General features: G+C 43.0%; 15 protein-coding genes. 10 read left to right on the top strand and 5 right to left on the bottom strand.

Features of this window, described 5'->3' with window-relative positions; all coding sequences use genetic code 11:
• Positions 1 to 126 precede the first annotated feature (126 nt).
• Entirely contained in the window at positions 127 to 1,269 is a 1,143-nt protein-coding gene (locus KP77_RS13745; RefSeq protein ID WP_268747472.1) for a Gfo/Idh/MocA family protein, read from the top strand.
• A gap of 102 nt (positions 1,270 to 1,371) precedes the next feature.
• On the opposite strand, the gene KP77_RS13740 is transcribed toward KP77_RS13745, so the two are convergent.
• Positions 1,372 to 1,899 carry a YehS family protein gene (locus tag KP77_RS13740; RefSeq protein ID WP_041123294.1) on the bottom strand — a complete coding sequence of 176 codons (528 nt, stop codon included), beginning with the start codon at positions 1,897 to 1,899 and terminating at the stop codon, positions 1,372 to 1,374.
• A gap of 247 nt (positions 1,900 to 2,146) precedes the next feature.
• Between KP77_RS13740 and KP77_RS13735 the strand changes: the two genes are divergently transcribed.
• The 4 genes from KP77_RS13735 (at position 2,147) to KP77_RS13720 (ending at position 10,123) form a co-directional block, all read left to right on the top strand.
• Positions 2,147 to 2,668, top strand: coding sequence for a nuclease-related domain-containing protein (locus KP77_RS13735; protein ID WP_041123293.1), 522 nt, complete (start codon positions 2,147 to 2,149; stop codon positions 2,666 to 2,668).
• 262 nt (positions 2,669 to 2,930) lie between these two features.
• Positions 2,931 to 7,697, top strand: coding sequence for a S8 family serine peptidase (locus tag KP77_RS13730; RefSeq protein WP_052474242.1), 4,767 nt, complete (start codon positions 2,931 to 2,933; stop codon positions 7,695 to 7,697).
• Between the two features lie 174 nt (positions 7,698 to 7,871).
• Positions 7,872 to 8,660: a transposase gene (locus KP77_RS13725; protein WP_041123292.1), complete on the top strand. Its 789-nt coding sequence runs from the start codon at positions 7,872 to 7,874 to the stop codon at positions 8,658 to 8,660.
• Between the two features lie 152 nt (positions 8,661 to 8,812).
• Positions 8,813 to 10,123, top strand: coding sequence for an acetamidase/formamidase family protein (locus tag KP77_RS13720; RefSeq protein ID WP_084218711.1), 1,311 nt, complete (start codon positions 8,813 to 8,815; stop codon positions 10,121 to 10,123).
• A 100-nt stretch (positions 10,124 to 10,223) separates the two neighbouring features.
• On the opposite strand, the gene KP77_RS13715 is transcribed toward KP77_RS13720, so the two are convergent.
• Positions 10,224 to 11,150, bottom strand: a complete 927-nt coding sequence (locus tag KP77_RS13715; RefSeq protein ID WP_041123290.1) for an LCP family glycopolymer transferase — start codon at positions 11,148 to 11,150, stop codon at positions 10,224 to 10,226.
• A 263-nt stretch (positions 11,151 to 11,413) separates the two neighbouring features.
• Between KP77_RS13715 and KP77_RS13710 the strand changes: the two genes are divergently transcribed.
• Positions 11,414 to 11,998: a histidine phosphatase family protein gene (locus KP77_RS13710; protein WP_041123289.1), complete on the top strand. Its 585-nt coding sequence runs from the start codon at positions 11,414 to 11,416 to the stop codon at positions 11,996 to 11,998.
• Between the two features lie 224 nt (positions 11,999 to 12,222).
• A complete protein-coding gene (locus tag KP77_RS17630) occupies positions 12,223 to 13,263 on the top strand; it encodes an S-layer homology domain-containing protein (protein ID WP_052474240.1) in 1,041 nt (346 codons plus the stop codon).
• A gap of 148 nt (positions 13,264 to 13,411) precedes the next feature.
• Here KP77_RS17630 and KP77_RS17625 read toward each other — a convergent pair whose 3' ends face one another.
• Positions 13,412 to 14,422: an S-layer homology domain-containing protein gene (locus KP77_RS17625; RefSeq protein WP_052474238.1), complete on the bottom strand. Its 1,011-nt coding sequence runs from the start codon at positions 14,420 to 14,422 to the stop codon at positions 13,412 to 13,414.
• A gap of 271 nt (positions 14,423 to 14,693) precedes the next feature.
• On the opposite strand from KP77_RS17625, the gene KP77_RS13695 reads away from it, so the two are divergent.
• Positions 14,694 to 16,841, top strand: a complete 2,148-nt coding sequence (locus tag KP77_RS13695; RefSeq protein WP_041123288.1) for a bifunctional metallophosphatase/5'-nucleotidase — start codon at positions 14,694 to 14,696, stop codon at positions 16,839 to 16,841.
• A 298-nt stretch (positions 16,842 to 17,139) separates the two neighbouring features.
• Positions 17,140 to 18,876, top strand: coding sequence for a methyl-accepting chemotaxis protein (locus KP77_RS13690; RefSeq protein WP_041123287.1), 1,737 nt, complete (start codon positions 17,140 to 17,142; stop codon positions 18,874 to 18,876).
• 292 nt (positions 18,877 to 19,168) lie between these two features.
• Here the strand turns inward: KP77_RS13690 and KP77_RS13685 are convergent, their stop codons facing one another.
• Together KP77_RS13685 and KP77_RS18555 are read right to left on the bottom strand one after the other, a co-directional pair.
• Entirely contained in the window at positions 19,169 to 20,062 is an 894-nt protein-coding gene (locus KP77_RS13685; RefSeq protein ID WP_041123286.1) for a hypothetical protein, read from the bottom strand.
• Positions 20,063 to 20,230: 168 nt separating this feature from the next.
• Positions 20,231 to 21,412: a C40 family peptidase gene (locus KP77_RS18555; protein ID WP_041123365.1), complete on the bottom strand. Its 1,182-nt coding sequence runs from the start codon at positions 21,410 to 21,412 to the stop codon at positions 20,231 to 20,233.
• 198 nt (positions 21,413 to 21,610) lie between these two features.
• Here KP77_RS18555 and KP77_RS13675 point away from each other — a divergent pair, with 198 nt between their 5' ends.
• Positions 21,611 to 22,744 carry a GGDEF domain-containing protein gene (locus KP77_RS13675; protein ID WP_041123285.1) on the top strand — a complete coding sequence of 378 codons (1,134 nt, stop codon included), beginning with the start codon at positions 21,611 to 21,613 and terminating at the stop codon, positions 22,742 to 22,744.
• Positions 22,745 to 22,762: the final 18 nt, after the last annotated feature.

Genomic DNA, 22,762 nt, shown 5'->3' with positions numbered 1-22,762 from the left:
ACGGAGTTCAGACTCTATTTAAGAGCGAACTCTGTCCCTTTTTCGTGGAGTGTTAACTCCGTCCCCAATGAAATGCTATAATACCATTATCTGAAAATTCATTTATCTGCAAAGGGGATGGAGTAGGTGAAAGAGTTAATTCGTGCGGCAGTGGTTGGTACCGGTTTTTCAGCAATGGCTCATTTAGAAGCATTGAAACGGCTGCCTGGGGTTGAGGCGGCTGCGATTGTATCGAGATCGATGGAGAAAGCGGAACAGATTGCAACGGAATATCGGCTTGCTTATGCGTATTCATCTATTGATGAGCTGCTGGAAAACCCCGAGATCGATGTTATACATAACTGTACGCCTAATGTGCTTCACTATGAGCTGAATAAAAAAATTCTGCTTGCAGGAAAGCATGTGCTTTCTGAAAAGCCGCTTGCTTTAAACAGTGAGCAATCTGCTGAGCTTCTTCAAATTGCAAAAGAGTCAGGTCTGGTCCACGGCGTCTGTTTTAACTACAGGCATTATCCCATCGTCGAAGAAGCCAGAGTACGGATTGCGAATGGGGAGATGGGACGTCCGCACCTTGTTTCGGGCGGTTATCTACAGGATTGGTGTTTATATGATTCAGATTACAGCTGGCGTATGGACCCGGAGTTAAACGGGGAATCAAGAGCAATCGCTGATATTGGTTCGCACTGGTGTGATACCCTTCAGCACCTGCTTAGCAGCCGGATTACCCGCGTGATGGCTGACCTAACTATCCTTCATTCATCACGTAAAAAACCTGCAGTATCTGAAGGCTCGACCTTTTCAAATGAATCTGGACAAGCATTTACATCAGTCGACATTTCCACAGAGGATGCCGGCAATGTGCTGGTTCAGTTTGAAAATGGGGTGAAGGGGATGTTCAACGTCTCGCAGGTAACAGCCGGCAAAAAAAATCATCTTCACTACACTATTTCACTGGCAGACGGCTCAATCGAGTGGGATCAGGAAGAGCCAAACCGGTTATGGATCGGCAAACGAAGCGAACCGAATCAGCTGCTTATGAAAGACCCGGGCCTTCTATCAGAAACCGCCGGCAGCTACGCACACTTCCCGGGCGGCCATCAGGAAGGCTGGCCAGACTGCCTCAAAAACCTTATGCACTCGTTTTATAATAAAATTGAGCACCCGGGTGTGCAGAGTCATTTCGCTGATTTTGAATCGGGACATTATAACATGAGGATTGTGGATGCTATTTTGAAGAGTGCTGAGGAGGAGAGATGGGTGGAGGTTTGAATAAAGGGGGACGGAGTTGGTACTCCAAATAGAGTGCAAACTCCGTCCCCAAAAATTCAACTCTGTCCCATAAAATCAGAGTCTAAACTCCGTCCCCAAAAATCAATCCACATCATCACGAAACTTCAACGTCAATCCTTTCAAAAAGTTCCGTGCAAAACGGTCGCCGCATGGCTTATAGTTTTTCTGCCCTTCTTTTCTAAGCAGTGCGCCTAGTTCGCCTTTAGTGATTGTGATGCCTGCGAGGTCAAAGATGTCGAGCATGTCTTCGCTGGTAAGAGCCAGAGCAATTTTCACTTTTTTGAGCAGGACGTTATTAACGCTTGCATGGTTTTTGATGGAGCGGTCAGGTTTAACGGGTTCTCCCGTTTTTGATTTCTGCGGACCTCTTTTAAATGTGATGAAGCCATTTAAAAATGATTCGAGCATTGAATTAGTGCATTTGATATAATCCTCGGTCTCTTCGGGCTCATCGTGATCATAAAATGTATCCTCATCAACCTTCGTGAGAATCTTCAGCACGTCATCTTTTGTTACATCGACTCCGCCTAAACGAAAAATCTCAATCATATCAACGTTTTTAATATCCAGGGCATATCGTAAACGGATTAAAATATCATTATTTGTCATATCAGTACTCCTTTTCAGTTCGAACGGCTTTAGTCATTTTAGCAGGAAACATGATTGTATTCCAGCTGGAATTGGGATTCGACAAAGCGTACGCACGTATTAACAGTAATATGCAGGTTGATAGAACTATTCGTCATGATTTGTAGTAGGACCTTTTTCATTAATTTCTCTTATGACCTTTTTATCTGAAAACTGAAAGATATAATAGAATTATCTGTTAATTACAAATGAAAAGGGAGGGCGGATCATGGTTCAGGCTTTAACAAACCTTGATAATGAAAACGCATTAAATTTGAAGATAGATAACCGGACGCTGACTCAGTTGAATCTATCACATCGTTCACTCGAGAATGAGCTGATGATTGACAGTCTTGTTTTTACAAGCGGCGGCATTTTCGTGATTCAATATAATGAAGCAAGGGGGATGATTGACGGAACGCAGGAGCGGCCGATCTGGCTCTCAGACGGAGACGTGAGAATGAAGAACCCTCTCCAGGAAAATGAAAAAATCATTCAAGCCTTAAAGAACATAATCCCTCCATATTTCCACGACTACTTCTATTCAATCGTAGGCTTCAAAAAGCGGGTTAAAATTAATGTCCCCGGCAACCATAAAAATATTGAAGGCAATCAGTGGCTGCTCAGTGAAAGTGAAATTCCGGAATACATAGAGCGCATTATTCTTAAGAAAAACGTGCAGCAGCAAAAACCGATTAAGCCGCACCATTTGAATATACTTGAGCGTGGATTTAGTTGGATGAATAAATAGCAGATGAGGCACCCCGGAGACCAGATCCGGGGTGTCTTTTAACTTTGGGAACTTGGGGACGGAGTTAACACTCTGATTTTATGGTTTAAAAAGAGATAGCTCTGTCCCCTAAAAGTGGAGTCTCAACTCCGTCCCCATAGAGTGCAAACTCCGTCCCCAAAAATTCGCCTTCTCCCAAATAAATCCCACATTAGTCCAAAATACCCCTTTCGTTTTCTGAATATTTGCATCTATAATAGGAAGGCAAGGAAATATTTAGAATATGATTGGAGTTGAGGTTGTGGGCAGGAAGTTGTTGGTTAGTGTACTTGTGCTGATGCTTGCTTTTAGCAGTGCTGCTTTTGGGGCGTTGCCGAAAGAGAAGCCGGTGCGGGAAAGTGGTAAGGTTTCAATGAGTATGGCTCAGGATGAAGAGGTTCGGGTGATTATTGAGCTCGAGGGTGCTTCAGCGATGGAGGCTGCTTCTGAAGACGGAGCGGATTTTCAGGAACTGAGTAATGCTGAACAGGAAAAGATTATTAATGAAGTGCTGAAGAGTCAGCAGGCTGCGAAGAATGAAGTAGGGGAATTTACAGCAGCTTCTGTTGAGAACGAATTCACAACGATTGTGAATGGATTCAGTACAACTGTTCAGGCGGGGGATCTTGAGAAGATTGAGAAGATCGCCGGTGTGAAGAAAGTACATATTGCTAATGAGTATGAGCGTCCGGAAGTATCACCGGATATGTCTTATACGGGCGAGCTGATTGAAAAAGAGCTTGCGTGGGAGGAATACGGTTATAAAGGAGAAGGCCTGGTTGTTGCGATTATTGACTCCGGGATGGATCCTTCGCACCGTGACATGGTCATCAGTGAAGATACTGATGTAAAACTTGATGAAGCAGATGTAAATGCTGTGATTGAAGAGTTTGGCTTGAAAGGGGCTTATCTGACTGAAAAGATGCCTTATGGCTATAACTATTTCGATAAAAATCAGCAGGTAAAAGATTTTGGCATGGAAGCGTCTCACGGGATGCACGTTGCGGGTACAGTTGCTGCAAATGGAGACACTGAAAATGGCGGTATTAAGGGTGTTGCACCTGAAGCGCAGCTGCTTGCGATGAAGGTATTCGGCAGTGATCCGCTGATTTCAACAACTTACAGTGACATTTTCATTAAGGCAATTGATGATTCGATCCGTCTTGGCGCGGATGTGATCAATATGAGTCTTGGTGCAACTGCTGGTTATGTGGATGAAACTGATCCTGAGCAGCAGGCAGTTCAGCGTGCAGTGGATGCAGGGATTCTTGTATCAATTTCTGCGGGGAACTCTGCATTATTTGCTGACGATTATTACTATCCATATGCTAGTAATCCGGATTACGGCCTGGTAGGTTCACCTGCTGTGTCTGAAAATGCTGTAACGGTTGCGTCTTTGGATAATGTATTTGTTGATTCTAAAGCTGTTCAAGTGACAATCGACGGTGAAGAAGCCGGACTTGCACCTTATTCAGTTGCAAATGAAGAAGATCCGGAAGATTATGTACAGACGGATTTTGAAGTTGTCTATGCTGGTCTTGGTTATGAAGAAGACTTCATGGATATCGATGTAGCTGGTAAATATGCGTTAATTCAGCGTGGCGAACTTGATTTCGTTTCAAAAACGCTTAACGCACAGTACGCAGGTGCTGCAGGGGTTATCATTTACAACAATACTGATGGATTTGTGAGTATGGCGACTGATCCTGAAATTACAATTCCACAGTTATTTATGGTGAAGTCTGAAGGAGATCGTCTGGCAGCAGCGCTTGCTGACGGCTCAGTTGTTGAGATTTCATTTAACGGGGACGAGCTGACACGGCCTAATCCAACAGCTGGTATGCTGAGTGATTTCACATCATGGGGGCTGACGCCTGATCTTGAATTCAAACCTGAAATCACAGCGCCGGGCGGCAGTATCTTATCGACTGATAATGAAGATGGATACGCTGTAATGGGTGGTACGTCAATGGCTGCGCCGCATATCGCGGGTGGATCAGCACTTGTAATGCAGCAGCTGAAAGATACAGTTGAAAAAGAATACAGATCTGACTGGGTAAAAACGATCATGATGAATACAGCAGCACCGGTCATGGATCCAAATGGCCTTGCGATTTCACCAAGACGTCAGGGAGCTGGTCTGATGCAGCTTCATGCAGCACTATCTGCACCGGCAGTTGTAACAGATGCAGAAGGTGACGCAGCTGTTGCACTGAAAGAGATTGATGGCGATACAGCTGTATTTGAACTGATGGTTGAAAACTTAACGGACGAAGAAGTAGTATATGACGTTGCAGTTAATGCGCAGACTGATGCATTAACAGAAGGCTTCACTGCACCAAACCTGATCTACGGACAGGAAATCACTGGTGTCGGTCTTCTTTTAAATGGAGAAGAAGCATTAACGCTTGAAGTGGCACCGATGGAAACTGAAACAGTTGAAGTTGAAATTGATCTATCAGATGTTACATTGCTTCAAGATGACGTTGAAGTAACACCTGAAGACATTTTTGAAAATGGTTATTTTGTAGAAGGGTTTGTAACATTTACAGATCCGTCTGACATGAACCCGGTACTGACAGTTCCTTATGCAGGCTTTAAAGGTGACTGGAATGCACCACCAATCTTCGATGAACCTCAGTGGGATGAAATGACTTACTATGGCTTCACTGGAGTACGTTCATTTGACATGGTCAGTGAATGGGGAGAGGATCTTGGAATTGATCCGTTTGCTGAGGAATTCGTTGTAGATCCTGAATTGATCGCATTTTCTCCAGATGGAGACGGGATGCAGGATGCAGTTGTACCTGTTGTGTCTCTTCTCAGAAATGCGAAAGAGCTGAAAGTAACTGTCACTGATGAAGACGGAGATGAACTGCGCACGATCCGCACTGAGCGTGAACTGCGTAAGAACTATCTTTATGGAGATGGGCTTGACGCTGAAACGTGGTCACCAATGTGGGCATGGGACGGTAAAGTCAACGGCCGCACAGCAGCTGACGGACATTACTACCTGACGCTTCAAGCAAAAATTGATTATGACGGAGCAGAATGGCAGGAGCTTTCACTTCCGGTTAAAATCGATACAGAAGATCCTGAAGTTGAAGCAGCACTTGATACAGCTGCATCAACAATCACTTTTACAGCTGAAGACGATCATGCCGTTCAGTATGTAAATGTATTAGTAGATGGTCAGAGTGTGACAGAGTCTTATCTGTCACCGGAAGAAGATTCATTTACATTCACGAAAAAGATTGATTCGGACCAGCGTATTCAGGTTGAAGCGGTAGACTTTGCAGGTAACAGCGTGAAAACGACTGTTCAGCAGGGTGCTGATACAGAAGGTCCACAAATCTACCTTGATTCACCGGCATTCTTTGAGCCGACACCTGTTCGCGAAACATTCGTGAGCGGTTATGTAACGGATGCATCAAATGTCGAAGAAGTAACGGTGAATGGTGAAGCTGTTGATTCGTTTGAAGTCTTTGAAGGAGAGTACATGTTCTTCAAGCGTCTGACATTCGACAGTGATGACATTTATGACATCATTGTTTCTGCGACAGATAAAGAAGGCAATGAAATCAGCATTAACCGTACAATTATCGTAGACAGCGAGGCACCTGAAGTTGAACTGATAGGCGATAAAGTACCTTATATTGTTGGTGAAAATGCTGACAACCCTGTCATTTCAGTGAATCTGAAAGACAACTATGATGACGTTCGTCTATATGTAAATGGAGACGAAAAGTTTGCTTCAGTACCGACAAAGCTTTTAGAGAAAAAAGCCTTGGAAACAACAGTTGAAGATATTGAATTAGATCTTCAGCCTGGATTGAATCACTTTGAAGTCATCGCAGTTGATGCGACAGGCAACGTTGGTTATACGAAGGATATCATCGTATTCAAAGAGGGCGAAGATGATTCACGCGTATTGAATATCGATGAAGAAGCAGCGAAGCAGATTGTGAAGGATTCTAATGAACTCTTTATGCTAAAAGCAATTCCACAGCAGGCTGACGGTTCAGTGGATGCAACACTGATGATGAGCGGAGCAGCTGTTAAAACATTGGCAGCAGCGAAAAAAGACCTTGAATTCCGTTCAGGACCATTCCAGATACTTGTTCCTGCTGGCTTCCTGAGTGAGAACGCATCTGCCGACAGTGTGGCATTCAACATTGCAACTGACGAATCAGCAGAACTTGGCAAAAACGCTAAAGCACTGTCTGATGCATACCGATTTACTGCAGTTGCTGATGGCGAAATGATTGATACGTTTGACCATATGTTCCTTGCAAATGTAGTGTATGACGACAGCAGTGTAAGTGACGTTAAGAAAGTATCAGTCCAGCAATGGAAAGATAACAAATGGCACTATGCAGGCGGATCAGAGTTTGATGATGGACTCATCTACATGATGACAGCACCGGGTGTATATCAGGTAATTGAAGGAGACGTTACATTTGATGATATTAAAGATCACTGGGCACGCCCTGAGATCGAAGTCATCGCGTCACTGAATATCACAACAGGTAAAACACCTGATGAGTTCAGACCAAACCTGAACCTGACACGTGCAGAATTCGCTGTACTACTTGCCCGTACAATGCAGCTGACGTCTGAAGAAGCTGAAGGCGTATTTACAGACGTAAGCGAAGATCATTGGGCAGCTTCAGCAATCGAAGCAGCCTACCATGCAGGCATCATTACAGGTAAAGAAAACGGAACATTCGCGCCAGGCGAACAAATCACTCGTGAACAAATGGCAGCCATGATCATGCGCGCCATCAACCACAGTAACGAATTCCTGGCACCAACCATATTCATGCCAAACGAATTCAAAGACCATGACAACATCTCAAGCTACGCACGCGACGCCGTATACCAGGCAGAAATGCTCGGCCTGATCACAGGTAAACAAAACGGCACATTCGCACCAAAAGACCAGCTCACACGCGGTCAGATGGCTGCAGTGCTTGGAAGATTGGTTGAGGTTTTGAGAAAAGGATATTAAGAGACTTCGGGGACGGAGTTTACACTCCAGAACTTGGGGACGGAGTTCATACTCCATCTAGAGTAAAGTGCTGACTCTGTCCCGGGGTTTAGAAATTGCGGGACGGAGTTTACACTACGTTTTTTGTAGAGTGCAAACTCCGTCCCAAAAATAATTAAAAAAGGAGAGACTGCAATGCCAAGAGAAGGAAGAAAGATTAGCAGTACAGGTATTTACCATATTGATACTTTGGGAATTAATTCACAGTTGATATTTTATGATGATGCAGACAGAGAAATGTTTCTCAAAAAACTTCTAAAAATCAAGAATGAGAAGAAATTTAAGATTTATGCCTGGTGCTTGATGGATAATCATTACCATCTTGTAATGAAGGAATCAGATTATTCTATTTCAAGGATTATGCAGAGTCTTAATGGAAGTTACGCAAGGTATTTCAATCAAAAGTACAGAGGCAGTGGTTCAATTTATGCCGGAAGATTTTACAGCAGTCCGATTGAAAATATCTCCTATCTCCACACTGCGATTCGTTACATTCACCAAAACTGTGTACGCGGTTTTATTGTTGAATCCCCTGCGCTATATTTTTGGAGCAGCTGTCAGGAATACTATAGTCAGCGAAGTTTGTACAATGATTTGAGTGACCGTAGGGATATTTTAGAGCTCTTTTCTCGCGATCCAGTTAAAGCAGTGAATTATTTTATTGAATTTACAGAAGCTGTCTATGAACTTCCTCAAAGAAAATCCCCATACCGAATGAAACACTCCGATACTGAAGCAATTGACTTAATAAAATCCCATGTAGGCTCAGTCGAACTCCCCAATATAAAAAAACTTCCAATGAATGAAAAAATCATTATTATTCAACATCTGAAATCAATAAAAGATATTTCCGGCCCTCAGCTATCAAGAATTCTCGGTATTCCGCTTGGTGTGATTTGGCGAGCAGGGAAGCGAGAGGAATAAGAGCTTTTGTTTTGGGGACGGAGTTGACACTCTATTTATTTTGTTGACTCTGTCCCCTGTAAATGGAGTATTAACTCCGTCCCCAAAAAACCTCGAACTCGAGATATTCTCCAAAATAAGTTATAATAAAACTGAATTTTCAGAAAGGGGAAATGGATATGTCGAAAGCGACTGAGACTTTGCTGGTGAATTCGTTTATTGACGGGGTGCTGGATCCGGAGAAAGAGATGCTTGGGCCGGTGCGTGATGGCGGGCATATTATTGCGAATACGGCGCCTGGGTGCTGGGGACCAATGATTACGCCTTGTATCCGGGGTGGTCATGAGGTGACGAAGCCTGTGTTTGTTGAGGGGGCTGAGCCGGGGGATGCGATTGTGATTAAAATTCGTTCGATCAATGTGACGTCTTTGGCGACTGCTTCAGGAAATGATGCGCCGGTTGATGGGCGTTTTCTCGGCGATCCGTTTGTTGCGGTAAAATGTCCGGAGTGCGGAACAATGTATCCGGATACGGTCATTGACGGGATCGGTCAGGAGGCAATCAGATGTGCAAACTGTCACGCTGATGTGACGCCTTTTGTATTTACAAATGGCTATACAATAAGTTTTAGTGAGCATGGTGACGTGGGTGTGACGATGTCAAAGGAGTCGGCTGAGACGATTGCGCGCGATGGCCGTCATTATATGATGACGCCGGATCAATCTGTGCAGAATCCGATTGTGACGTTTGCGCCGCATGATCTTGTTGGGGTGGTGGCGCGTATGAGACCGTTCCTGGGACAATTGGGTACGACGCCTTCACGGCCAATTCCGGATTCTCACAACGCTGGTGACTTTGGATCATTTTTAGTTGGCGCACCGCATGATTATAAGGTAACTGAAGATGAGCTGAAGGAGCACCGTACTGATGGCCATATGGATATTAGTCGGGTGCGTGCAGGTTCAACACTGATTTGTCCTGTAAAAGTACCTGGCGGCGGTGTGTACCTCGGAGATATGCACGCGATGCAAGGCGACGGCGAAATTGCAGGTCACACTGCTGACGTTTCAGGTATTGTTCACTTACAGGTTCATGTGATTAAAAATATGAACCTTGAAGGACCAATCCTTCTGCCAAATGAGGAAGACCTTCCTTATACAGCAAAACCATTTACAGAAGCTGAACTAAATTCAGCACAGGCAGTAGCGAAACAATGGAACATAGAAAAGCTCGAAGAATCACTACCTGTTTCAGTAATCGGTACAGGATCCAATCTGAACCTTGCCACAGACAACGGCCTGCAGCGCGCAGCTGATCTATTTGGCGTAACCGTTCCTGAAATCATGAACCGCACCACTATCACAGGATCGATCGAAATCGGCCGTCATCCAGGCGTAATCACCATCACATTTTTAGCGCCGGTTGAGTATTTGGAGAAGGCTGGGATGCTGGATGAGGTGAGGAGGCATTATAAGGGTAAGTGAATTGGGCAGGACGGAATTGGGGACGGAGTTAACACTCCATTTTTGGATAAACTCTGTCCCCTATATTATGAAGTGTTAACTCCGTCCCCAAATAAACTCCTCACAATCCAAGCTCACCCCTTAACTCACCCTGCAATTCTCTAATCCGTTCCTCAGGGACTTTATAATAATAGATTCCATCAATATAGGTGTCCTCCCCACCCTCAATACTTCGTTTTGTCATGTGGTTGAGGGCTGGTTTGTAGTCGCTTTGGATCTGGATGATGTGCGGGATGGTCAGGTTGGTTTTCAGGTTTGTTCCGAGTGCCTGCAGAATTTCATTATAGTTCCACAATGTGGTGACAGTCGCTCCTTCTTTAATGATGTTTTCAATAACTTGTTTTTGTCGTTCCTGGCGTCCGAAGTCACCGGCAGGATCCTCATAGCGCATGCGGGCGTAAGCAAGTGCCTGTTTTCCATTGAGGTTAATCTGACCTTGTTCGAACATGTAACCATTTGAGCTGAACGAAAATGCGTTTTCAACTGTAATTCCTCCTACCGCATCCACAATATCTTCAAAGCCCTCCATATTTACTTTTACAAAGTAGTCGATGGGTACGTTTAGAAGGTTTTCAACAGTATCTATAGCCATTTCAATACCGCCAAAAGCGTATGCATGATTAATTTTATCGAATGTACCATGTCCGACAATTTCTGTATACGTATCTCTTGGAATACTGAGTAAACTTGTCGTTTCGGTCTTGGGATTCACCGTAGCCAGAATCAGCGTATCTGACCGACCACGATCACTTTCTCGTTCATCTACTCCTAAAAGAAGAACTGTGAAAGGGTCTTGTTCTTTAAAACGAACTGAAGATACCCTTTTATCTGATTTTGTTCTATCGATTGAGACATGAATATCTTTAGACGCACTTGCAATTGAATGATAAAAATGAAAACCGTATGCACCAAAAAAACCTGTAATAACTAAAATGATTGCCAAATCAATCATTAACCAGCGCCGCCATTTACTTCTTTTTTTATTCAAAAAAGCACCCCCTGCTTCCCTTTATATAATTCTTAATAATATACATTATGTTCATTATAAAGAACAAAAATAGATTTGTAAATCTTCTTTTTATGTGGGGACAGAGTTCAGAAGCTGGTATTGTGTCAACTCTGTCCCCTATAAATGGAGTACAAACTCCGTCCCCAATCCCAAGGTACATCATATAGATAGTATCTCAGTCCTTACTATAGTAAAATATAGGAACAAGTCAGGGAAGACGGATTTGATGGGAGGGGTGCGTGATGGTGACAGAGGTGTATATGGTTCGGCATGCTCATTCGGTGTTTTCACTGGAGTTTGAGGAGACGCGGGGCTTGTCGAAGCAGGGCTGGAAGGCTACTGAGAAGGTGACTGAGGTTTTGGTTAATGAGGGAATTGAGGTCATTGTTTCGAGTCCTTATGTGAGGGCAAGGCAAACGGTTGAAGGACTTGCAAAGGAATTGAATCAGGAAGTTGAGATCGATCCGCGGTTTAGAGAACGTGATCTGGCAGCGCGAGATCATCATTTTGAAGAACCGCTTACTGCGATTAAAAAGGTATTCGACGATAGGGATTTTAAGTTTCCTGAGGGAGAATCTAACAATGAAGTAATTGAACGTGGAATCGCTGCTTTGAAAGAAACAGTTGATGAACATAAAGGGAAAAAGATTGCAGTTGGTATCCATGGAAATATTTTTGCCTGTATTATGAGCTGGTTTGATGACCGTTATGGATTTGAATTCAGTCTGCAGACAACGAAACCCGACATTTATAAGCTTTCAATCAACGATCAGTTTGAACTTGAAGCGTGTGAACGTCTGTGGAAAACGGACTGGATTCCTGAATAAATATAATGAAAAGCCAGGCGCCTATGCCTGGCTTTTTTGAATATAAGGAGAGCTGCTGGCTTACCAACCAAAGTATTACCGCAGCTGAATGCTATCATATCTAATTTCGTTTATATATTCTAGTATAATGATGATTCTTAAATGAATTGTATTAGTCGTAATGAAAATGATAATTTTCATGAGAATTTTGGAGTTTATTTTAATAATTGCTAGGAGAAATTTAAATGAAGAAACTGGTTACATATCTAGGTGCAGGCATCGCAGCGATGAGTTTGACAGCACCGGTGCAGGCATTTTCAGATGTAAATATGTATGAAGATGAGATCCGCTTTTTAGAAGAGAAGGAGATTTTGTCGGGATACAGTGATGGCACGTTCAGGCCAACTGCTGAGTTAAGCAGATTGCAGGCAGTGCAGATGCTTATCAGGGAAATTGGAGTGGACACTGAAAATGTATCTGATCCCGGTTTTACTGACTTGAATCCTGACAGCTATGGGTATGACGAGATTGCCGCAGCCGTGGAACTCGGCATTATTTCAGGAAAAACGGATGAAAATGGAGATCAGTATTTTGACCGTTATGCACCATTAACTAGATCACAGATGGCGAAGATTCTCAGCGAAGGGTATGACTTATACGACCGTCAGCGCATTTCGTTCATTGATGTGCCAATGGGGCACTGGGCAAACCCTTACGTAAACGGACTTGCTTCTGCGGATATTACGACAGGCTATGAAGACAGCACGTTCAGACCCGCTGAACAGATACAGCGACAGCATTTCGCATTATTCATGGCACGTCTTTTAAATGAAGATTTCAAACCATCATTTGACCAGGCGAGCTATATGCCGGACCAGTCAAAAGTTTATACGTATCAGACAGGTAATTCTACAATGATGATCAATCATAAAGAGGGAGATGTCTGGGAAAGAAACTTTGGTGAAAATCACGAAATCACTTCAGAATCATCCATTATTGAATCAAATAACGGCATTGTCTTTGGGGAACCCCAGCTTACGTTCAGCTTTGCACTTGGTTATCCAATCAAAGAAGGCCGTACATGGATGGACCAGAACGGTTTAATATTGGAAATTACTGATACAAACGCAACTGTAACAACACCAGCAGGAACCTTCACAAATGCAGTAGAAGTCCAGGGGTATGACTATGTAGATTATTATGTGGAAAATATCGGTATTGTACAATCGACTTGGTATGGAGATGGAGAAGGGCGTGAGATTGTTGAGTTGATTGAGGTGAAATAGAGGAGAGGAGTAGCGGGGACGGAGTTTAGACTCTATTAATTTGTTAAACTCTGTCCCTAAAAATAGAGTGCTAACTCCGTCCCCGAAATGCCAAACTCTGTCCCTCAATAATGAAGTATTAACTCCGTCCCCAAAAAACTGACCGAACTCACTCCCTCAAAAACATCTGTGTATAATAATCTCCATAATATCCACCTTCATAATGCCCGATCCCAATATGTGTATAATTTTCATTAAGGATGTTGGCACGGTGGCCGGGGCTTTCCATCCAGCCTTTGACGACGGCTTGTGCTGTTGGATAACCGGCTGCGATGTTTTCACCTACATAAGACCATGGGTAGCCAAAGTAAGCGACCATTTCCTGCGGGCTTCCATAGGTTGGTGAGGTGTGGTCAAAGTAGTTGTTATCTGCCATATCTTTTGATTTGAGATCAGCCAGGAATTGCATTTCTGCTTTAAATGTTAGCGGCTGTAATCCTTCGTTTTGACGTTCGATATTAACGAGTCTCAAAATTTCTTTTTCAATAGCGCTTGGCTCAGTGTAATCAGTGCCTGCGTTGCCATCAGGATTATCTGACAAAAATTCGAGTGTTCTGCTTAGGAAAACAGCCATATTTGCCCGAAGTACGGGTGCGTTCGGACTGAAAGTGCTAGAGGAAGTGCCGGTTGTGATGCCTGCCTTATAAAGCGTGCCTGCATATGTCGCGGCTTCTCCTCCTGGTGTCAGATCGCTGAAACGCTTCATACTGCTTCCTGTCAGACTGAAAGACTCAGTGAGGATTTTTGCCATCTGGCTGCGCGTCAGTGACTGGTTTGGATTAAATTGTGCTGCCTGATTAAAGATCCCAAGCTCTGTCAGCTTTGCGATGTAGCGGTAGCCGGTTGTATTTTCTGTGATATCAGTGAATCCTGGGTTCTGGATTGACGTTACATCGAGCTCAAGTGTCCGGCCGATCAGTGCTGCGGCCTGCGCTCTTGAAACTGTTCTTTCCGGTTTAAATGTTCCATCCTGAAATCCTCCAATGATCCCCGCTTCAGAAAGCTCACTTATCTCCTGACTTGCCCAGTGATCACCTGGTACATCTGAGAAACCTGCTGATAAAGCTGTGCTTGAAAATACAAAGAATACTGTTAAAACAGATAATAATTTGATTTTCATCGTATGCTCCTTTCATAAGTGGTTACTTATGATTATACAACCCTTTCCTTCATCTAAAAATACTTAAAAAAAGCAGTTCAATTCTTTTGGTTCAATTCTTTTTACTAGAATGATAAAAATATACTGACTTCAAAGTTGTTCTCAAAGGAGAAGAATGGTAGGATTCTAATTGACAGCGCTTTCAATATATGTTTTTACAATTTTCTTAACTTTCCTTTACAAAATACATATATAATAAGTCTGTCAGACAAAATTATAAGGATGGTGTCAAATGAAGAAAAAGTTATTAATGACTTCTGTTGCTGGTGCAATGGCAGTAGGCGTGTTCGGATTCCAGGCTGCTGAAACTCATGCAGATAACCACGAATTTGAACTGAGAGTACTACATACGAATGATACGCATGCGAATCTTGACGATGTTGCAAAGCGTGTCAAGCTTGTAAAAGACCTAAAGGCTGAGATGCCGGAAAATAACCTGTTACTTGATGCGGGGGATGTTTTTTCAGGAACTCTTTACTTTAATGAATTTCAGGGTATGGCGGACCTTCAGTTCATGAATCTGATGGGTTACGATGCGATGGTATTTGGAAATCATGAGTTTGATTTAGGATCAGATGATGGAAATTCTGAACTTGCAGAATTTGTTAAAGGAGCAGATTTCCCATTTGTTGCTTCTAATGTGGATTTCTCAGAAGATATGAACTTTGATGGCATTCAGTCATTTGATTACACAGCAGAGTTTGCAAATGGAGAAATTTATAACGGTATTATTAAAGAAGTAAATGGCGAACAAGTTGGTATTTTTGGCCTGACAACTGCAGAAACTGAAGGGATTGCAAGCCCGGGTCCTGTTACATTCTCAAATTATCTGACTGCAGCTGAAGAAGCAGTAGCAGAATTTGAAGCTGCCGGTGTTAATAAAATTATTGCTTTAACACACATTGGTTATAATGACAGTGCTGCAGTAGATAATGATATTCAACTTGCAACTGAAGTTGAAGGCATTGATATCATTGTTGGCGGTCACACGCACTATTCACTAGAAGAGCCGGATATGGTTGGCGACACACTGATTGTTCAGACTGGCGGTAACAATAGCGAACTTGGACAGCTTGACGTTACTTTTGATAATGAAGGTATGGTAACTTCTTATGAAGGTATGCTTCACGACATCGGTGAACTTACTGAAGAAGATGCAGAAGCAGCAGAGATGCTTGTCGAATATTCTGAGGCTGTAGAAGAACTTGAAACTCAACCGACTGGTGGAGTATCTGAAGTATTCCTCGATGGAACACGCGGTCTTGGCGGAGTGCGGACTGCAGAAACAAATCTTGGAAACCTGATTACTGATGCAATGCTTGATAAAGCACGGTCTATCGATCCTGAAACAGTGATCGCGCTTCAAAATGGCGGAGGAATCCGTGCATCACTTCCAGCAGGAGAAATCACGCTTGGTGATGTTCTGACTGTTATGCCATTTGGTAATGATCTTGCAATTATGAATCTATCAGGTGCTGAAATTTTTGAAGCACTTGAGCATAGTGTAAGTGAGTACCCAGCAGAACTAGGAGCATTCCTTCATGTGTCGGGTATGCAATTTACTTTTGACCCATCAATGGAAGCAGGTTCACGTGTACAGGAAGCTTATGTCTGGATGGGTGACGAAGCAGTGATGATTGAAGAAGATGAAATGTACAAAGTTGCAACAAACGTTTTCACTGCTAAAGGTGGAGATAACTTCGATGTGTTTGCAGAAGCATATGCTGATGGTCGCGTATCTGAACCAGGTTTCAGAGACTATGAAACATTTGCTGATTATATCGCAGAGCTAGGTACTTTTGCTCCTGAAAAAGAAAACCGCATTGTTGCTTTGACACCATTTGTAGATGTTATGGCTGACAGCTGGTTCCAGCCTTATGTTGCTGATCTGTACTATGGTCAAGTATTAAAAGGTAAAACAGAAACAATGTTCGATTCACTTGGTACACTTTCACGCGCACAGGCAGCTTCACTGATTGTAAGAAGTCTTGATCTTACAACTGATGAAGAAGCTTCATTCAGCGATCTTGAAAATGTAGCAGAAGCAACGCAGGCTGAAATTGCAGCAGCTGCAGCTAACGGTATTGTAAATGGTATTAACGGAGAATTCAGACCATACGAGCCGGTTACGCGTTCACAGCTTGCTCTAATGCTTTACAGAGCATATATGGCTGATGGAGATGAGTTCACTCCTGAATCAACTGACTACTTCACGGACGTAGAAGGCTGGGGAGAAGAAACAACTAATGCTGTATCATTCGTATATGAAACTGGTATCGCATCAGGCTATGACGACCAGTATCGTCCACTTGCATTCTCAACACGCGCACAGGCAGCTAAGATGATCTCAGTCTTCTTAGACGTTGAAACAATGCAGTAAAATTAATAAGTTATTGAAGAAAGCCTCCTGATTCGGGAGGCTTTTTTTAGTGGCAGAAATATTTGGGGACGGAGTTAACACTCTACTTTCGACAAGAACTCTGTCCCTTTTAAATGGAGTGTTAACTCCGTCCCCAAAGATACCGAGAAGACATTGATTAAAAAAGGTGTCTCAATACCACAACTTCGTTAACCCTAAACATCTAAATCGGAAAAATAAGACTATATACTCAAAAAAGCTTTTCATCCACCGATATATGTTTTATAGACGAAATATTCAAATAAAGGGGGTTCTGGGGATGAAGAGTGTAAAGTCGAAGTTGTTAACGGTGAGTATTTTGCTGTTGCTTGTGCCGCTTGTAGTGTTGGGGACGGTCAGTTATTTGTCAGCGAAGAATAATTTGACTGAGAGCGGAGAAGTGATGATTGAGAATGCAGTGCATTTAGCGTTGCAGATGATTGAGGTTGCGAATGAACAGGTGGAGGCAGGGGACCTTTCACTTGAAGAGGCACAGGAAAGTGTAAAGGAGAAGCTGATCGGACCGCTTCAGGAGGATGGGACTCGGCTGATTGAGACGCCTGTTGATTTAGGTGATAATGGTTATTTTGCAGTGTATGATGAGACGGGTACTTTGCTTGCTCACCCTTCAATTGAAGGTCAGAATATGACAGGTACGGAAGACGTAAATGGTTTTAAGTTTGTAGAAGACGTTTTTGAAAAAGCATATGCAGGCGGCGGTTTTACGGAGTATGCCTGGACTTTACCAGGTGATCCGGAGTCAACAGCTGATAAAATCATGTACAGCGCTTATGATCCGAATTGGGGCTGGATCATTTCAACAGGCTCATATTATATGGATTTTAACGAAGGAGCCAATGAGATTTTGACGCTGATTGCGATTACTGCAGGAATTGCTTTAGCTGCAGGTATCATCATTGTGATTTTATTTGCAAGAAGTTTGTCAAAGCCGATTGTAAAAGTGAGAAATCATTTACAGGAAATGAGTGACAATAATCTGGCTCTTGAAGATCTTCATGTTAAAAATAAGGATGAGATTGGTGAGCTTGCAGACAGTCTGAACCTGATGAAAAACAATATATCCGGCATGGTGAGCCAGATCTATCAGGTGTCACACACGCTGGCTGCTTCTTCGGAAGAGTTAAGTGCGAGTGCCGACGAGACAAACCGGGCGAGCGAGCAGATAGCAGGATCGATTCAGACGATTTCAGAAAATGCGAATGAACAGACGTCTCAGGCTGCTGAATCGAGGCATACTGTGCAGGATATTTCTTCGAGAATTACAGATATAAGAGGATATCTGACTTCTGCAAATGATGCGACAACGACTTCTTCTGCTCAGGTTACGACCGGGAAGAAGCACCTGGAAGAAACATCAGCAAAAATGAAAGAAATTCAGTCAAAAACAAATGAAGCTGCCAGGGCAGTTCAAAGTCTCGGTGATCAGTCTCAGCAGATCGGCAGTATTGTCAGTCTCATTACAGATGTTGCTGAACAGACAAATCTTCTCGCGTTAAATGCAGCAATCGAAGCTGCACGTGCGGGTGAACATGGAAAAGGTTTTGCAGTAGTAGCAGACGAGATCAGAAAGCTTGCCGAACAGTCAAGCCGCTCAGCAGGCCAGATTCAGGAACTGATTTCCCATATCAGAGAGGGGATTGAACGCTCTGTTACAGTGATGACTGATGGTGAAGCAGCAGTATACGACGGCATGACAGCGATGGAGAGAACCGGTGAAGGATTCATTGAAATAGAGCAGTCCACTGCAGAGATCGTTTCAGCTGCTAAAAATGTGCTGGGAGCCATCACCGAACTAGATGCGAGCACGCAGCAGATGGTCCGCTCAGTTGAATCCACAGCTGAAATGGTAGAAGATTCATCAGCAGAAAGCGAATCAATCGCAGCTGCTTCAGAAGAGCAGAGTGCCTCAATGCAGGAAGTGGCCTCAAGTTCAGCAGCACTGACGAAAATGGCTGAAGAATTGAGTGATATTGTGGCGAAGTTTAAGGTGAGTTAATGCGGGACGGAGTTAACACTCCATTTTTCAGGGACAGAGTAAAGGAAAGCGGGGACGGAGTTAACACTCCAAGATCAAGGGACAGAGTTCGTGTCGAAAGTGGAGTGCCAACTCCGTCCCCGAAACCAAGCACAATGCCCAAACCAAAACTAAAGCCATGCTGTCTAACACATACAGCATGGCTTATTTGAATGGGATAGCGATAACGGGGACGGAGTTAACACTCTGCTCTATAGGGACAGAGTTCATCTCTAAAGTGGAGTGTAAACTCCGTCCCCTAAAAAAGCTCCCCCTAAAGATCTGCACTCTGCCCCTCAACAGCTTTCTCCTCAGCCCAATCAATGCCTTCCTGGGTCAGCATGTAGTGTACTTTGTTGGAGAGTTTGACTTTTTTGGTTAATGGTCTGGTTCGGCTCAGTCCGAGATGGACTGAGCGTGGGAGGCCGTCATAGCCGAATACGCGTACCATCAGCATGTAGATGAGGTGGGGGCGTACTGGCTTTGTCAGGCCTGTTTTTTTCATGAGATACATCATGAGCAGGATTTTTTCGCTCATGCCGTTCATCTGGTTCAGGGATGCACTATCTCTTTTTGATAGCGTTGAGATGAAAGTTTCGACTGCTTCTTTTTGTTCTTCAGATTCGTATTCGAGTTCTTTCTGGCTGGTTTTGCCTTTTTGAATCTGCTGTTCGATGAATGTGATTCCTTCATCTGTGATGTAATATGCTTTCTGGCCGACAGACTTGCCGATCGGCTGCAGGTATTTTTTCCGTACGCACTGATTGATGCATAAATGTATATTTTGAGGTGGCCGGATATCTGCTGCTGTGTATAGTGTTTTAAGTGATTTGGCTGTTGCGATATTATTCTGGTTGATCATGTTTGCGTAATAGCTTAATCCCAGGCAGTAGATCCATTCGATCCTTGTGCCAAGGGAGTCTACGAACGATTTCAGTTCGGTGTCGATCTCAATTGTCGTTTGATTTACTTTTGAGAGTTCTTCTATTTTTGAAGGTGCTTTACCGTAAATCCTGAGGTCAAACTTCATTTTTTCGTTGGTAGCTTCAGCTTTTTGCAAGTGATTTATTGCAAGTGATAAATGTTCCTCGATGTTTTTGAAATCTCCAGTAACTTGATACGAGTAGTCATCATATGAAATGTTGAGCTCCCAGTTATCCTTTTTCAAGAAATCTCCTCCAATAATAGAAAAACATATGGTTAAATAGTCTCATATAATAGTAGTATATATTTTCCTTGCTTGCAACGAAAAAGAACATATTTATACAAAAAAAGTTTTCACAGGGGCAAAAAGGGCAATATTTAACCATAAGAAAAACCCGCCAGATTGACGGGTTCAGTAAAACCTTTTAAAGCTTTCGAAGTGTTTTTTCCAATATACATTATCAAGTGAGCTGATGATGACACCGATATTATCAGCGGCGTGAATCATCTGGTTGTTTCCGATATAAATGCCCATGTGTGAGATGCCTGGCTTATAGGTATCTTCAAAAAACACGAGGTCACCCGGTACCGGCTTGCTGACTTCATATGAACGGTCATAAAACCCCTGTGTATTATGACGGCTCATTGAATGTCCCGCTTCATTCATCACATAATGAATAAAGCCGCTGCAGTCGAATCCATTGGGGGTATTACCTGCCCATACGTATGGAACGCCGATCTGCTGCATGGCAATTTCAATCACGTCGGATGCTTTCTCAGGCACTTCCACTGGCGGTTTTACCACGTGAGTCGGACCTTCAGGCTTTTTAACATGGAGTGTCTGATTCACAAAAATTCTTGGAGACTTCAAGTTATTCCACTTAAGAAGTTCGTTCATTTTTACATTGTATTTTAAAGCGATCTGAAAAAGGGTATCACCTGATTTTACTTTATATAGATCCGCATTACCGGCATCAGTCGGTGGTTGCACGGACCCGCCTGAATGAATGATGAGCTGCTGGTCTACATAGATGATGGTGGAGCTGAGCTTGTTCCAATCTATCAGTTGTTGAATTGTTACTTTATATTGTGAGGCGATTTTTGATAAACTGTCTCCTGCCTTTACGGTATATGTATGATTTAAAGGCTTTTCTTCCACTGGTGAAGGAGAGCTGGCTTTTTTATAACGGACAGTCAGCTGTTGGCCAACCATAATTTTTTTAGTCGGAAGCTTGTTCCATGTCACAAGATCCGGAACGGTTACACCGTGTGTCATTGCAATTTTAGAAAGGCTGTCGCCAGCTTTAACGGTATAGATTTCTGCTGAATCATCGGGTATGTTCTGAGCTGTTTTAAGTGTAGCAGCGTCTGTTGTCTCAATTGCCTGTGAAATATCCAAAACCTGGTTTACATGTATGGTGTCAGTTTGAAGACGGTTCACTTTTTTTAGATGATCGACTGTAGTGTGATGGTCTTTAGCGATTTTATAAAGCGTGTCACCCGGGCCGACGGTATGTTCTTCAGCGGATGTCTGCTCCGGTGCTGTTGTAAAGAATGCTGCTGTTGAAAGGATGAAAAATGATGATTTGACCATTTTATTCACGATTTCAGCTCCTCTTTAACCTGATATCTATATCATCGGATTCAGTTTGATATTTGAAAAGGGTAAAAAGGAGGATTAAATACAGTATAATTTTGTTTTATTTATAGGTAATTTATAATCACGCCTGACATGGATATGGTATAATATCAAAAATGTCGAAAAATTCAGCATTCGAGGGGAAGCGAAAGGATGTTAAGAGATTTTATTATTAATATTTCGATTATGATCTCTTTTACTTTTGTATGGCATCAGCTATTTAAAAGGAATCAACTGAAGCTTCAATCTGGATTCAGTCTTAAAGTAATTGATGGGCTGATTGCGGGTGTATTTAGTGTGTTATTAATGAACTTCAGCTTTACGATAAATGAAATCACGATACTGGACCTCAGGCATGTGGCAGTTGCAATGGTGGCTCTTTATGGCGGGTTCATTCCAGCTATGATTGCCTCAGGCGTTGTCATTGCAGGCCGCTATATGATCGATGTGAACTATTCCTCTCACGTTGCGCTCTTTATGATGCTCGCGATTGGAATAGGAACGGGTCTCATCGGGCAATACGTTAAATGGACCGTATGGAAAAAGTGGACACTGCTTCTTGTATATGCGCATTCGATTTTTTTCATTGCATTTTGGGTCGTGTCAGATTCAATTGCTGAGGTAGCTTTGGCCGCCTTGTTCCACGCGGCTATGGCTCTTGGTGGTGGATATTTTGTGCTCTACTTTGCACGTTATATCCGTAAAGCGACAGATACATTTTATGAAATCCAGGAGAATGCGAGAAAAGATCCGCTTACTGAACTATTCAACGTCAGGACATTTGATCATTATTACAATCATTATATGAATGAATACGTTGAAAACGGAAATCCGGTTGGTCTGATTATGCTTGATTTAGATTACTTTAAACATATTAATGATACATTCGGACATTCAGCCGGTGATGATATATTAAAAGAAGTTGCAGTCCGTCTAAGAGAGCTCACAGGTAATCAGGGCATTATTTCGAGAAATGGGGGAGAAGAGTTTACAGTTTTGCTGCCGGATATAGAGCTGAAAGAGCTGAAAAAGCTTGCTGAAAAAGTCCGCCGGGGAATCGATCATCATACTTTTAAGCTAAAAGATGGTACTGCACTTCATCTCACAGTTTCTGCAGGTGTCAGTCATACGCATGCAGGTTTAAAAGAAGAGCTTTTTGAGAGTGCTGACAGTGCTATGTATATTGCTAAACATGCAGGTAGAAATCAGGTGTGTGCATTGTATGACCTGGCCTCTAAAGCCCAGAAAGAGTCAGTAAAAGAAAAAGAAGCATCTCTTGGCGGTTAGGCCTTGAGATGCTTCAGA

It is taken from the genome of Jeotgalibacillus alimentarius (genome assembly GCF_000829445.1).
Taxonomy (GTDB): domain Bacteria; phylum Bacillota; class Bacilli; order Bacillales; family Jeotgalibacillaceae; genus Jeotgalibacillus; species Jeotgalibacillus alimentarius.
Note: the sequence above shows the minus strand (reverse complement) of the source record. Positions and strands in the feature narration are given on the sequence as shown.